Annotated in this window: 20 protein-coding genes and 3 tRNA genes; 10 read left to right on the top strand and 13 right to left on the bottom strand. The window is 38.3% G+C overall.

Annotated elements, in window-relative coordinates; all coding sequences use genetic code 11:
* Positions 1–35 precede the first annotated feature (35 nt).
* The 4 genes from pgsA (at position 36) to KUL10_RS01180 (ending at position 1,024) form a co-directional block, all read left to right on the top strand.
* Positions 36–611 carry a CDP-diacylglycerol--glycerol-3-phosphate 3-phosphatidyltransferase gene (pgsA, locus tag KUL10_RS01195; protein WP_110427086.1) on the top strand — a complete coding sequence of 192 codons (576 nt, stop codon included), beginning with the start codon at positions 36–38 and terminating at the stop codon, positions 609–611.
* Positions 612–725: 114 nt separating this feature from the next.
* Positions 726–801, top strand: a tRNA-Gly gene (locus KUL10_RS01190).
* Between the two features lie 44 nt (positions 802–845).
* Positions 846–919 (top strand) — tRNA-Cys (locus tag KUL10_RS01185).
* Positions 920–937: 18 nt separating this feature from the next.
* Positions 938–1,024, top strand: a tRNA-Leu gene (locus tag KUL10_RS01180).
* A gap of 71 nt (positions 1,025–1,095) precedes the next feature.
* Here KUL10_RS01180 and KUL10_RS01175 read toward each other — a convergent pair.
* From KUL10_RS01175 to KUL10_RS18580, 12 genes are all read right to left on the bottom strand, one after another.
* The gene (locus tag KUL10_RS01175) at positions 1,096–2,109 is read right to left on the bottom strand and encodes a tyrosine-type recombinase/integrase (protein WP_199509169.1); all 1,014 of its coding nucleotides are present in this window, start codon (positions 2,107–2,109) and stop codon (positions 1,096–1,098) included.
* Complete coding sequence (locus KUL10_RS01170; protein WP_110427085.1) at positions 2,109–2,321, bottom strand: DUF4224 domain-containing protein; 213 nt, start codon at positions 2,319–2,321, stop codon at positions 2,109–2,111. Before KUL10_RS01170 ends, KUL10_RS01175 begins: the two co-directional genes overlap by 1 nt.
* 369 nt (positions 2,322–2,690) lie before the next feature.
* Positions 2,691–2,891: a hypothetical protein gene (locus KUL10_RS01165; RefSeq protein ID WP_110427084.1), complete on the bottom strand. Its 201-nt coding sequence runs from the start codon at positions 2,889–2,891 to the stop codon at positions 2,691–2,693.
* Positions 2,892–2,902: 11 nt separating this feature from the next.
* The gene (locus tag KUL10_RS01160; protein ID WP_110427083.1) at positions 2,903–3,172 is read right to left on the bottom strand and encodes a hypothetical protein; all 270 of its coding nucleotides are present in this window, start codon (positions 3,170–3,172) and stop codon (positions 2,903–2,905) included.
* Positions 3,169–4,746 (bottom strand): DNA cytosine methyltransferase, encoded by a 1,578-nt coding sequence (locus KUL10_RS01155; protein ID WP_110427082.1) that lies wholly within the window; start codon positions 4,744–4,746, stop codon positions 3,169–3,171. Before KUL10_RS01155 ends, KUL10_RS01160 begins: the two co-directional genes overlap by 4 nt.
* A gap of 1 nt (position 4,747) precedes the next feature.
* A complete protein-coding gene (locus tag KUL10_RS01150; protein WP_110427081.1) occupies positions 4,748–5,170 on the bottom strand; it encodes a helix-turn-helix transcriptional regulator in 423 nt (140 codons plus the stop codon).
* 2 nt (positions 5,171–5,172) lie between these two features.
* On the bottom strand, positions 5,173–5,421 hold the full coding sequence (locus KUL10_RS01145) for a hypothetical protein (protein WP_110427080.1): 249 nt from the start codon (positions 5,419–5,421) through the stop codon (positions 5,173–5,175).
* 74 nt (positions 5,422–5,495) lie between these two features.
* Positions 5,496–6,341, bottom strand: coding sequence for a DUF2303 family protein (locus KUL10_RS01140; protein ID WP_110427079.1), 846 nt, complete (start codon positions 6,339–6,341; stop codon positions 5,496–5,498).
* A 2-nt stretch (positions 6,342–6,343) separates the two neighbouring features.
* The gene (locus tag KUL10_RS01135; protein WP_110427078.1) at positions 6,344–6,715 is read right to left on the bottom strand and encodes a hypothetical protein; all 372 of its coding nucleotides are present in this window, start codon (positions 6,713–6,715) and stop codon (positions 6,344–6,346) included.
* Entirely contained in the window at positions 6,712–7,311 is a 600-nt protein-coding gene (locus tag KUL10_RS01130; protein WP_110427077.1) for a 3'-5' exonuclease, read from the bottom strand. Before KUL10_RS01130 ends, KUL10_RS01135 begins: the two co-directional genes overlap by 4 nt.
* Positions 7,312–7,349: 38 nt before the next feature.
* Positions 7,350–7,613 (bottom strand): hypothetical protein, encoded by a 264-nt coding sequence (locus KUL10_RS01125; protein WP_110427076.1) that lies wholly within the window; start codon positions 7,611–7,613, stop codon positions 7,350–7,352.
* A 10-nt stretch (positions 7,614–7,623) separates the two neighbouring features.
* On the bottom strand, positions 7,624–7,782 hold the full coding sequence (locus tag KUL10_RS18580; RefSeq protein ID WP_158525293.1) for a hypothetical protein: 159 nt from the start codon (positions 7,780–7,782) through the stop codon (positions 7,624–7,626).
* 156 nt (positions 7,783–7,938) lie between these two features.
* On the opposite strand from KUL10_RS18580, the gene KUL10_RS01120 reads away from it, so the two are divergent.
* Complete coding sequence (locus KUL10_RS01120; RefSeq protein WP_110427075.1) at positions 7,939–8,175, top strand: hypothetical protein; 237 nt, start codon at positions 7,939–7,941, stop codon at positions 8,173–8,175.
* A gap of 527 nt (positions 8,176–8,702) precedes the next feature.
* On the top strand, positions 8,703–9,011 hold the full coding sequence (locus tag KUL10_RS01110) for a hypothetical protein (protein ID WP_110427073.1): 309 nt from the start codon (positions 8,703–8,705) through the stop codon (positions 9,009–9,011).
* 19 nt (positions 9,012–9,030) lie between these two features.
* Here the strand turns inward: KUL10_RS01110 and KUL10_RS01105 are convergent, their stop codons facing one another.
* Entirely contained in the window at positions 9,031–9,465 is a 435-nt protein-coding gene (locus KUL10_RS01105) for a helix-turn-helix domain-containing protein (protein ID WP_110427072.1), read from the bottom strand.
* 259 nt (positions 9,466–9,724) lie between these two features.
* On the opposite strand from KUL10_RS01105, the gene KUL10_RS01100 reads away from it, so the two are divergent.
* The 4 genes from KUL10_RS01100 (at position 9,725) to KUL10_RS01085 (ending at position 13,147) form a co-directional block, all read left to right on the top strand.
* Complete coding sequence (locus KUL10_RS01100; RefSeq protein ID WP_158525292.1) at positions 9,725–9,940, top strand: helix-turn-helix transcriptional regulator; 216 nt, start codon at positions 9,725–9,727, stop codon at positions 9,938–9,940.
* A 27-nt stretch (positions 9,941–9,967) separates the two neighbouring features.
* Positions 9,968–11,038 carry a PriCT-2 domain-containing protein gene (locus KUL10_RS01095; protein WP_110427070.1) on the top strand — a complete coding sequence of 357 codons (1,071 nt, stop codon included), beginning with the start codon at positions 9,968–9,970 and terminating at the stop codon, positions 11,036–11,038.
* Complete coding sequence (locus tag KUL10_RS01090) at positions 11,038–12,462, top strand: virulence-associated E family protein (protein ID WP_110427069.1); 1,425 nt, start codon at positions 11,038–11,040, stop codon at positions 12,460–12,462. The genes KUL10_RS01095 and KUL10_RS01090 overlap by 1 nt, the downstream gene beginning before the upstream one ends.
* Positions 12,463–12,712: 250 nt before the next feature.
* Positions 12,713–13,147 carry a hypothetical protein gene (locus KUL10_RS01085; RefSeq protein WP_110427068.1) on the top strand — a complete coding sequence of 145 codons (435 nt, stop codon included), beginning with the start codon at positions 12,713–12,715 and terminating at the stop codon, positions 13,145–13,147.
* Positions 13,148–13,238 lie beyond the last annotated feature (91 nt).

Genomic DNA, 13,238 nt, shown 5'->3' with positions numbered 1-13,238 from the left:
GTTTTCAAACCTATAAGTTGTAGTAATACCAAGCCATGTGGACTATTCCTAATCTAATTACAATATTTCGAGTTTTACTCATTCCTGTGTTTGTCATCGTTTATTTTCTTGATTGGCGATGGGCAAATGAGTTGGGTGCTTTTATTTTTTGGTTTGCTGCAATCACTGACTGGTTTGACGGTTATCTTGCGAGAAAGTTAAAACAGTCTAGTGAATTTGGTGCGTTTTTGGATCCCGTAGCAGATAAACTTATTGTAGCAGCAGCGCTATTGATGATTACACACCGTTATGCTGATGTTTGGATTACCATTCCAGCGATACTTTTATTAATGCGGGAAATTTATGTATCGGCGCTTCGAGAATGGATGAGCCAAAAAGGACTTAGTAGCAGTGTGAAGGTATCTTTCTTAGGAAAGGCAAAAACGATGACTCAGATGCTAGCACTAATTGGGCTGTTATCTGGTTTAGAAACATTTATGGGCGTCACAATTTATTGGGTAACGCTTGGATACATACTTTTGTATATAGCTGCGGTTCTATCAGCATGGTCAATGCTAGAATATACTCGCTCTGCATGGGCAGCATTAAGAACTAACACGCTTAAAAATTAGCTAAACTGTTGAAAAAACGCGTGATGTGTTCAAATTTTGACTAAACGGTTAAATTGACCTATTTTTGATGTTGACACCTTTAGTTTTGCATGTAGAATGCACGTCACTTTCAGAGCGGGAATAGCTCAGCTGGTAGAGCACGACCTTGCCAAGGTCGGGGTCGCGAGTTCGAATCTCGTTTCCCGCTCCAATCTTTCTTCACCAGAAAGATGACTGAAAGCTTAAGCTAATTGCGGCGGAATGGCAGAATGGCTATGCAGCGGATTGCAAATCCGTGGATCTCGGTTCGACTCCGGGTTCCGCCTCCATAAAGCTTGCAAACATGTGCCCGGGTGGTGAAATTGGTAGACACAAGGGATTTAAAATCCCTCGTCAGTAATGACGTGCCGGTTCAAGTCCGGCCCCGGGCACCATTTTTTATTTTTATAAATCAATAACTTGCAACGATTTTGATTTGTAGTAAAAAATGGTTTCTTCATCTTTCCTAACATTTCCTAACGCTTTTCCTAACACCAAGAGTCTCAACACGCTTGATTTTGCGATCATATGTAGCAACTTGACGCTCGGTCTTATGACCTGAAAAGTTTTGTTTGTCTTTTGTAGAGCCTTCATAATCTGATATCGATTTGGCTTTGATATCATGGAATGTAAACGCTAATTCCATACCCGTTTCTTTACGAGCATCAAGGATCGCTTTTCTCCATCCAGCATTAAAACCATTGTCTGTGTAATTTTTGCCGTTTGTTTGGCAAATCACCCACCGACTAATAATATTGCTGTCGCGTAATTCTTTTGCCATTGCTATGGCTTTACGAAGCCGAGGAGTCCAAAGCTTTATTTGTTTAACATTGGTTTTGCCTTGCTTGATGTAAATACCTTCATCTCCAATCTGGCCCCAATCCATAGCAAGCACATCACCTTTACGAGCTGCGCATAAATAGCTAATTTCCATAGCGACTCTTATATGTTTGGCTGCGCACTTGTAAACAGCTTCGTACTCCCAATCCTCTATATATTTATCGCGTCCGACCTCTTTGAACTGCTTTACACCCTGGCAAGGATTTGATGTCACAATGCCGCGTTCGTATGCCCATCTATAAACACGTGATAAGAAGGTTTTCTCTCTGTTTGCTTGTACCTTCGATTTGACACCGCGCTTATCCATGTATTTACGTATGTGAGGCGGTTTTAATTGGCTAGGGTTGGCTTTGCCAAATACAGCGATAATTTTACGACTGTATTTTTGGTAATCACTTTGGGTTGTTTTGGCTAAATCTGCAAAGTCAGCAGATTCAAAAAATTCATTTATAAGCGCTGCCAATGAATTCTTGCTATCGAGCTTATTCAATTGATCTTCATGTGCCTTTAGTACTTCCCATTTAGCCGCATTTAAACTGCAAAGACGAATGGCCCCGCCGTTTTTTGGATGAAATTCATAAGCAGATTTGCCACGGTAAACTCTTGCTGGCATCCAAGCATCTTCTTTGTTACGTCTCATTATGCTGCATCCCAATCAATATCAAGCTCATCAGTTTTATTTACATTTGGATGATGAACGTGGTGCCAGCACACGCGAACGGAACCATCCAAACGAACAATATGATTTATTTTATTTTTACGAAGTACTTCAATTTGCTTAGACGGGCTTTTTGCACCAGTCAGTTCTTGAATTTCTACAATCGTTAAAAGGTCATTTTTTACCATAGTCATGATAGAGCTACCTCAATAGCTAAAAATATAATAAAAATTGTGATAGCAGAGCAGCTTAAGACAGCTCTGGTTAAGTTCCTTTTCATTAGTTTTGATCCCTTGTAAAAACATGGCATACAAATGCATCATCGCTAGTCATGCATGTTTTAAAATATTTAAGATTGTCAGCGTAAAAACTAGAACCTGTTGTATAGGCTACTAGCGACAATGTTTTTTAGTTTGATAGTTATCAGGCTGTAAAACCCATGCTTGAAGCTCGTCATGCTGAAAATTTACATCTAATAGCTTAGAGCCTTCAGGTATTCTTAAAACTGATAATACACTTACATTTAACGTGTATTTTAAAATTATACTCATTCGCTTTGCTCCTTAAATTGACTCAGGGTTATGAATTAACAAATCGTCTAACTCAATCAATTTTAAAGCGTTTTTCAAACCTCTAGTAACACCTTCTTGATAACGAAGACTCGCCATGTTTCCCTGTTTAAGCTCTAATTTTTCGATTTCGCGAGAAATATGGATAAAGCTCTTCACTCTTTCTATTAGCTTTTTTTTGTCTATGTAACTCATATCATTCGCCTTTAAATTAATGATTCCTGAATGCTTTCTAAAGCATCTTTTCGATTAACAACCACATGCACTTTCATTGTCTTGTCGCAAAACTGATGTGAACTACATACCTGAGTACCAAATACTTGGCAGTTATGTTTGCTGCAGTTTCCATACTGAGTTCTATTTTTGCTCCTACTTGAATAGTTTTCTTTGTAAGGGCTTTGTTCGTCAGCTCGCCAACCAATATGGTTATAATGATCACAACTAATGCAAGCCAAAGGCATTGATATTAAGCTCATGCTGCACGACTCCTTGAAACTTGAATGTTATGCAAAGCTAATTCTGGTAAATTCGCCTCCACTAGCACTTTTGCAAACATTGGCGGTACCGAGTTACCGCAGCGCGCTACTTGTTTAGCTTTACTGATAGGTTTTCCTTGCTTGTCTTTGTCAATTACATAGGAGTCTGGAAAGCCTTGTGCTTTGAACAGTTCTTTAGGTTGAAGCATGCGCATGCCAATGTCTGCTATTTGATAGGGCTCACCTTTCACCATAACTAGACCTAATCGATCTTTTGTTGTTATGGTTGGCATTGGAGAAGTGATTGAACATCCGTCTTTTTCATTGCCGTAGTACTTCAATAAAAACGCGTTAACAATGCCGTGGTGGTTACCGCCGGCTGTGATTGTATGAAGAGGCTCATTAAGACTTGTACCGATTTCGCCATTTCTTAGCTTAATTAGGTGACTAGCAACCAGCGCGTTATGATCTATCGCCGTTACTGTTGGTAAAGGGTTTTCTAGAGAATCACCAACAACACCGGTGTAATACTTACTTAAAAATGCCAAGACTAATCCGTATCGATTACTGGTCGTTAAGGTGTGCAATGGTTGCTCAACACCGTGACCTCTAAATTCGTGTTCATTCTTTGCACCGTAATATTTAGTTAGTACAGGTGATACCAATGCAAAACTTCCCCCTTTAGGCGTTGATGTTATCGTCCTTAAAGGTTCATTTATTGGCATGTTTCGCTGATTAGAACTATTAGCATGCTCTGTAATAAAAGGCGCACAGTTTTCGACGACAAAAGGCTCTGGATTGTTAATCACATAACGAAAAACGCCTTTTGCGATTCGACTCATTGTGTTTTCAACGAGCGCTTTTTTTCTATTAAAAATTGATGTAACTGGTATCGACCAATCAATACATTCAGCCGCAGTTCTGTTTGGCTTTAAGCGCTTAGCTGCAAAGCCTTTAGATTTTGGATCGCCATGGGTAGCTTTGGGCCAAACAATTTTTTTACCATCACGCCTAGCAATCATGAAAAAACGCTTTCTTTTAGTTGGTACTCCATAGTCAGACGAGACCAACTCTTTAAACTCTACTTCATAGCCTTGCTTTTTGAGTTGCTTGATAAATGACGCGAAAGTTTTACCTTTACCTTTTGGGCAAGGATACCCATTCTCTAATACTGGCCCCCAAGTCTTAAACTCTTCTACATTTTCAAGCATGATAACTCTTGGTTTAACAACGGCAGCCCAACGAAGGGCAATCCATGCTAATCCTCTTATGGATTTATTAACCGGCTTACTGCCCTTAGCCTTTGAAAAATGTTTGCAATCAGGAGAAAACCAAGCAATAGACACCGGTTGTCCATTAACAATCTCTTTGGGGTTGACGTCCCATACTGATTCGCAAAAATGTTTTGTACCTGGGTGATTTATTTCGTGCATATCAATGGCATCTTGATCATGATTGATAGCAATATCAACATGCATACCTGTCGCTTCGTAAATCCCTTGGCTTGCACCGCCGCCGCCAGCAAAGTTGTCAACGATAAGCTCTCTGAACAAACCATTCTGTAATCGATTCATGTTATGCAGCCACCTTAGTTTTGCACAAACAAGCTTTAAATAATTCAGCTCTATTGCGAACAGATAGCTTTTTGTAAATATTCCGGATATGAAATTTTACAGTGGGTCCTGATATAAATAACTTGTTAGCTATTTCAAGCTTTGTTTCACCCAAAAACAAAAAGGTACAAACTTCGGCTTCTCGCTCACTCAACAAGTTAAATGGAACAGATACATTACCAAGATAATGCTTAGCTAGAATTTGAGCTCTATTTGATGTCTTTGTATTCTTGTAGATATTCGAAATATGAAACTTAACCGTTCGTTCTGTTATGCCCAGTGCGCTAGCTATCTCTGAAATTCTACGAGAATCAATCAGCATGCCATACACCTGATTCTCTCTATTGGTCATGCGATACACTGTTGCTGATTGAATATTATTCATGACTAAATACCACTCAACAAATCAACTGCATTAATAGCAATTGAATGTTCTTCTTGCAGAAAATCAGCCATACCTTTTCTTTCACAAATCTTTAATGCTTTCCTTCGCGCACTGCGTTCGATATTAGTGAGTAGGGCAGTATTACAACCACAAACTTCAGCTATTTCTCTGATTGAAAGTGTTTGACCTGGTCTCGCATGCTTAACTAATGCAGCTAATGCAATATCTACATCTGGTTTTTTAACAGCCATCTTGATCACCATGTTTAGGTTAAGGTTAATGCTCATAATTCAGTACAGGTTTTACCTGCACTGTGTTATCAACACTAAAAACGAAAGGTGCCAACATAAATTGAAACTGGCAGCGCTTTAACTTGCTCTTCTAAAAGGCTTTTAAATTCATCAGTGATTTCTTCTTTAACAACATCTATTCCGACGATACGAACACTAAACCGAGGCTCTACACCGCCAGTGTTAATTGACACTTTCATGATAAATTCACGCTCTTTAAGTCCATTGTATGGGATGCATTTAAAAGCAATGAATGCCGGCAAACGGTCGCTATTTTTTGCTGACGAGCGTTCCATGACAGATGCGCTATTGTCAAAATCACCAATCTCAGAAGATATTTCACGGGCTTTTTCTAAAGTGATACTTCGTGCTGCTGCGACAGCATTAGCAATAGATAAGTGCTCACCGGCAGAATTGGTTGTGGTTATATAGTCTTGCCAGTCTTCAAGGAAGTCAGAGAACGCTGTTTGGTCGTGTCTATTTCCGCCAAAATGTAATAAATTTGAGTAGGCGCCAGTTCTCTGCAATGCAAGTGTTGCTAAATGATTGCAATGACCAGGCATATCACCCACATATAAATCAAAGATTGCTTGAGCTGACATTTTGTCAGGGTTAATGCATATCTGATTAGCGTCATCCATATAATCATTAACACCCGCATTGTCTTTACAATATTGGACAAAAGAAGTTAATGAATTAGTGTTTAATTCACCTCTAAATTGTGCACGATAATGGCTTAAACTCTCTAAACTTTTGATATTAAAATTATCAGGTACAGCAACCACTTGGTGAGCTAAGTGCATAGCCTTTTGTTTAAGCTCATCATTCAAAATATCTGTTGTCTGTTGAGCTGCAATGAACTCAAGTGCATCTTTTTGCATGTCTATTCCTTAATTGATGTGATTTTTGAGTTGGTAAACAAGTCATCTTGAGCCTTTGCAAGCGCGGTCATCGTCAAGTCTTTGTTTATCCACATTTGAGTAACAGTTGTGCCTTCTTCACTCGCTTTACCAATGGCTGTTGGCTTAACGAACTGCAGCTTGCTCTCAATATCGACTTTGGTACCACAACCGTGCTGACTGGTTTTGTTGTTAGGCTTAATTTTAAGCTTTACTGTTATTTCACCAGGCTTATCTGTTTTGTGAATACCAGAAGCTACTTCGCGTATAACTGCAGTAAAGCGACTTAAAAAAGCACCACCGTCTAGTTCTTCGAGTGTCTGCAATGCTGCAGTTGTATTAGGTTGATTACTCATGAGTTTCCTTGTTTAGTAATAAGTTGTTTTTCGCTAGCCAATGAAGCAAAGCGCATGTGTTGATAAACATCAGATACATAAAGAGCTTGATGACGAGCATCATCAAGTGCGTTGTGAGCATTACCCTCTGCTTTAATTGTTTTTTTAGGGTCGATACCGAAACAACGGCGCCCTAAATCCACGATTGTGCGGACATCACGCACGTTAAAAAACTTCCAAGGACAGGTGATCTTTGTTTGCTTGAAGGCATTCTCTAAGATAATAGGATCAAATGTGGCGCCATTGCCCCATATCAAACGAGTACGATAATCACTGTATAAAGCAAGAAAGTCTTGCAAGTTCACCAAAGCATCTTTTAGTGGAATTGCTTTTTTATTATTGAGCTCTGCACGAGCTTCATTAGACTGCTTTAACCACCACTGAACGGTACCAGCATCAATTGTTCCATACTGTTGAGCATCAACAGGGTCAATTGCATTATAGAAGTTAGCTGACAGTTCACTTGTGTTGGGGTTAAACACGACAGCTGCTATAGATACAATACACGCATCATTGCCGCTTCCGAGTGTTTCAATGTCGATCATGACGTCGGTCATTCGTTTTTCCTTTTAAAGTTGGTTTTTATTACTGGTATTTAAGCGGCTTGCTTTTCTAAAGCAGGCGCATAAGAGTTTTCTATGAAGCTAAGCCATGCTTTGGTTAAGCAGCGGTCTCGTTTTGCATTAAGATTGACGCCTAATATGCTAATCACTTCAAAGTCAGCTTTTTTCACAAAATAAAGCACACACCATTGCGTTCCAGACTCCCAAACTTGTAATTCTTCACTTGCTAGCTTTCTATTTAACAGTGAGCAACGTAGTTTTAGAGTCGATAAATCCATTTGAATGTCATTACCCATGATTCAATCCTTAAGCAGCTGTTGGTGGAAAATCAGGCGGAAAGAAAGTTACATTTTTATTCGATTTAACAAGAACTAAATGGCTATGTTTTGATGCCTGTCTAATCTTTTCTGAGATTTGAATATTTGCTTTCTTATTTAATGCTGGATGTAAAAATACTTTTGTCATTTCAGTTACCTTTAATCTATCAAAAGATTCAGTATGAAATAATAATAACCAATAAATGAACAAATGCAACACGTAATGAAATAAAAAATAAGTAATTGAAATAATTTACTTCAATATGTATAGTTTATATGCACTTAATATGACTAAGGTAAATCAATGAAAAAAGCGTTTAGAACTAAAAAAAGTTTATTGGCAATATCAATCTCTTTAGCGTTGTCTACTCAAGCATTTTCAAATGAAAACACGGAGCTTGATAACAACGAGCTGATAGATAAGTGGTGTGCTGCCTTTCCAAAAATATGTTCTTTTGGAGGAGTGGAAGAAAAAGGACCAATAACAACAAATGGAAATGGCGGTGGAACTGAACCACCTGATCCAAAAAAAACAAACTAAGGGCAACTTATGAATCTCTATGAAATATTATATTTTATTCAGGGAAACAGTCTTATAGCGCTTTTAATGGCGCTGTCTTTATCATTGTATTTTCAGAATAGGTCTTCATTTATTATTGGGGTTACAGTTGTTGCTTGCTGTAACTTCTTGCATATAGTTTTTAACTTACTAATGCTGAAGCTATTTGAGTCACCATATTATGAAGGAGTAATTGGAGAAGTAGCTGTTAGGGGTTGGTATGTCTTTTACGCTGTTACTGACTTATTCGCTGTCTTTATGATCTATTTTCTTAATATGAAAGTTAAATTAAAACCGACCATGCATTGTCACATTGTAGCGTTAATTCTAGTGGCCTTGGCGTTGTTTCAAGTAGTTCAATATATAGGCCGGTTCATATTGGAATCTAATGTATTTGGTAATATTTACTCAATTTCTATTCCTTTCCTTAATAGTTTTATGTTAATTTTCATCATATCAGGATTGTTCTTGGAGACTAAAAACGCCATACGCAAAAGGGAGTTGTAATTATGGATATATTGCTTGCGTGTTTGTTGGGAAGTTTAGTGATAATGGGTTTTGCTTTTGTGAAGCTTGGTATTTTTAGGACCGTTTATACGAGTAGCATAAACGAACAGATGAGTACTAAGCTTTTAGAAGAGTATATGAAACTTTATAAGTCGAGTGACCCAATGGATATAAAGCTAAAAAGACAAAAGGAGCTTCACAAGAAAATTGTTGAACACCTGGATTCACTGGAGTACGTTACTGAGTTGCCGACTGAATTGCCTGATAACGTGACGGTTTTAAGGAAAAAGAAGTTTAAAGACGCTTGTTAAAATTGAAAACAAAGCCAGTTTAAGCAATTGCATCAATTGCTTTTTCTGGCTTTTTTGTTGTCTCTTCGTTCTCCCGAATAACCGTGCTTCTAAATGAATTAACCAAATCTGAAATTGAACTATTACATTCGATTGAGCCAACAAATTGAGCGCTCATTAACCATTTCTCAAAAATACTAAACAAATCTTTCTTTTTAATAATGTCACTTGTGCTCGGTCTTGAATGTTTAAATGTTTCCAAATCTTGGCCAGTCATTAAAAATATTAAGCTATCACCGACGGTTTCTTTGCAGGCATCATTGACTGCAACCAAATCGTCTAGTGTGGGCGTTCTTTTGGAGCGTTCCCAGTTGCCAACTGTAGACTGAGCGACGCCAATTTTATCTGCAAGTTTCCCCTGCGTCATGTCTGCTAATTTTCTTATTCTTTTGATGCGATCGCCGAATGAATTCATATATCACCGTTTGTTTTTGCTAGGTTAAAACCAATAGCAAATAGACGTTAGTAAAAATGTTTCTATACGTAAAGTATATAGTATTTACATTAAAATACACAAATTGAAATTTAATAAACCAAATATTAATAGATAAATATGCATCTTTTTGTTGAGGAACCCGCTTTCATAAATATTTGTCATTAAAAAGGAACTAGATTTGTTGATAAATTATTTCATACTGCTATTATTTAAATATGTCAAAATGAAATTAAATAATATGAATAACATTAAAGAGTTTAGAAAAAAGACTGGTTTAAAACAAATAGAGTTCGCTAAAAAGCTTAACTTTCTGCAAGCAACATACAGTAATTATGAAAATAATGCTCGCCAACCTAATGTGAATGATGCGATTAAAATATATGAATTGATCAAAGAGTTAGGTGTTGATTGTCAGATAGATGATGTCTTTCCACCCTCAGCAAAAGCAGCCTAATTTCTTATATACAAAAAGGAAGTAAACATGTCTCGCGATTATGATCCTCCGTCTATTGAAAGCGTTGAAGAGGCCTTATCATTTATCTCTGCTGATTTAGCCCGAGAAGAATGGGTTAGGGTGTTAATGGGCGTTAAAAGTGAATTTGGTGACGGTGCTTTTTCTGTTTGCGAAGATTGGAGTAAAAAAGGAAGCACTTTTAACAAAAGTAATTTTAAAGCGACTTGGGATAACATTGACGCTGCTGGAAGTACAACCATTAAAACAGTATTTAAACTAGCAATAGATAACGGTTACGAAGGTAAAAAACTTTCAGATGAAGAACGAAAATCACTAGCGCTGGAAAGTCAAAAGCGAGCGAAGCAACGAGAAAAAGAACAAGCAACTGCTTTGGCTAAAAAACGCAAATGGCATAAGGTCATATCAAAGCTAGCAACAACACTTTGGAATGATTACACGATTGACATCAAATCAAATCAATATCTCACGCAAAAGAAAGTCTCTAGTCATGGATTGAAAGCCTTTAGAACAAGCATTGTTGCTGTTATGCATGACAATATGACAACTGAGATAATCGAGCAACCCGAAAAAATTAAAGCTTTTTTTAATAATTTACCAACAGTTAAAGAGGAACGGGCATTTTCATTTTTACACATTAAGCGCTCAGAGCTTGCTATTCCTTTGTACGACATCAACAAAAAGCTTTGGCAATTGCAGATCATCAATAAAACGGGTACCAAGTTGTTTTTAAAACATGGTCGAAAATCTGGATGCTTCTTTTTTATTGGTAAAGTATCTGACTCTGATGTGATCGCAACAGGCGAAGGTTATGCAACTTGTGCAAGTGTGTATGCTGCTATGAAATGGTTTTGTGTGATTGGTTTTGATGCAGGAAACCTAAATAAAGTGGCTCAATTATTTAAAGAAAAATACCCCGATAAAAAACACATCATCATTAATGACAATGACTGTCACGAAAATCAGTCACCTGAAAACCCAAAAGACAATCCTGGTGTTTTTTATGGCAATCAAGCAGCGAACAGTGTCGGTGGGATAGCAGTTACTCCTCAATTTGAACAAATGGCGGATGTTGCATAATGGCTAGTAAAGGATTGTCAGATTTTAATGATTTACATGTCACGTATGGAATTAAAGAAGTTAGGCGGCAATTAAAAGCAGCCTATGATAATTATCCAGCTGCTAATGATTGCGATAGCAACAATCAATCAGAAACTGGCACCGCGCGACAGCGTGAAATGGGGGCAAGCAAACAGTGGACGTCATTATTCCAAACGGCAGGCAATGGCAATATATTAGCCAATATCAGTAACGTTAAGTTAGTGCTTGATAATGCGCCTGAGTTCAGTGGTGTACTGCAATATTGTGACTTTAGCTATCGGATAATCAAACGCAAATTACCGCCTTTTAAGTGCGCGAAGATAGGTGAGTGGACTGATTCTGACAATGAACGAATGCGGATTTACTTGGCTGAAACTTACGGTTTTACACCTAAAGTCAATGATGTAATGGGCGCAGTGTTAGTACATGCAGAAGAAAACGCATTTCACCCGGTAAAGGAATATCTGCATTCTTTAGAATGGGATAAAACGCCCAGAATAAGAGATTGGCTAACAACTTATTTGGGTGTTGAGTCATCCGATTATACAAAGCTAGTGGGAGGTTTGTTTTTGATCTCTGCTATTGCAAGGATAATGCAGCCACCTGTAAAGGTGGATTCAGTGCTTATTCTTGAGGGCCTTCAAGGCTTAGGTAAATCTACAATGCTGCAAGTGTTGTTTGATAAGTTTTTTACCGACACACCTATGGCTTTGGGTGATAAAGATTCATTTCAACAAATGCAAGGCATGTGGTGTATTGAGCTTGCCGAGTTGGATTCATTCAATAAAGCAGAAAATACACGGGCCAAACAGTTCTTCGGCTCACGAACTGACAGGTACCGACCTTCGTATGGTCGACTGGTGCAAGAGTTCCCCAGGCAATGTGTGTTTGTCGGTACCACCAACCAAAATCAGTACCTCAAAGATTCAACAGGCAACCGGCGCTATTGGCCTGTTACCTGTACAAAAATAGACTTGCAAGCGCTTAAGGATGATAAAGACCAGATATGGGCGGAGGCCTTGGATTGGTATAAACAAGGTATGCAATGGTGGCCAAATGCTGAACATGAGCATTTGTTCAATTCCCAGCAAGAAGAACGCTTTGATTCTGACGTGTGGGAAGGTGTTATTTATGACTGGTTAAAACGGCACAAGGCTAACGAGTACTCTATGGCTGAAATAATGAGAGATGCTCTAGAAATGGATACTCATTCAATGCGACCGCCCGAGCAAAAAAGAGTGGGTTTAATCATGACGCGCTTTGGATTTACAAAGAAAAAAAACGAATACAAGGAAAAAGACCATCTTTTTATTACCCGCCTGAAGGCTTTTTTGACCCTGATTAAGCATTTCAGTGTGACCATGACCACTCAGTGTGACCGCTACAGGTCACGTATTTTCTAGGGTGGTCACGGTGGTCACGGTGGTCACGGTGGTTTCGCGTACATACGCGCGCGTAAATTTACTATTTCCTATTCGCGCATAATTACAAATGAAAAATAACAAGTCATTACTGTGTGTGTATAAAACTACTATGACCACCATGACCAGTATGACCAGAGTATATAGAACAAGGGCTGTAGCGGTCACACTGAATGGTCATACTACTTTTGTAGTATGACCACAAACCAAAACCACGAAAATAGGTGAGTAAATGAGCTATCCAGAAGAACTTAAAACACTTGCATACTTAAAAGACGAGCAAGCCAAATTGAAAGAGAGAAGCCAACTAAAAGGCGTGTCCTTGCATGATAGGGTAGATGCTAATTTTTATTTCATACAGTGGGGTATCTGGTACCGCTCGCTTAATGGGACGAATACGGGTTGCAAGTTAAGTGCGATATACCAAACCAACAAACCGATTGAGTTATTAGCTATCACTGGTGAAGAGGCAGAGGCGATAGAACGATACATTGCACAACGAGAGCTCAACGTTAAACGTATTATTCATCTCTACTACGCTGTTAATCTGAGCATGAAAGCAATTTCAGATAAAACCAAAACCGATCGCCGAAAAGTAACATTGATAATTGAAAGTGAAGTGGCAAGATTTTCAGGTTATCTTGATGGTTTGTTACATGCTGCTTAATTGTTCAAAAAATAGTTTGACAGCTGTCCACAGCTAACTGTATATTCTCAGATACGCTCACGAAGCTACACACTAAAACCCGAGATTCAAT

The sequence above is a fragment of the Glaciecola sp. KUL10 genome, from assembly GCF_003203515.1.
Classification (GTDB): Bacteria; Pseudomonadota; Gammaproteobacteria; order Enterobacterales; family Alteromonadaceae; genus Glaciecola.
Note: the sequence above shows the minus strand (reverse complement) of the source record. Positions and strands in the feature narration are given on the sequence as shown.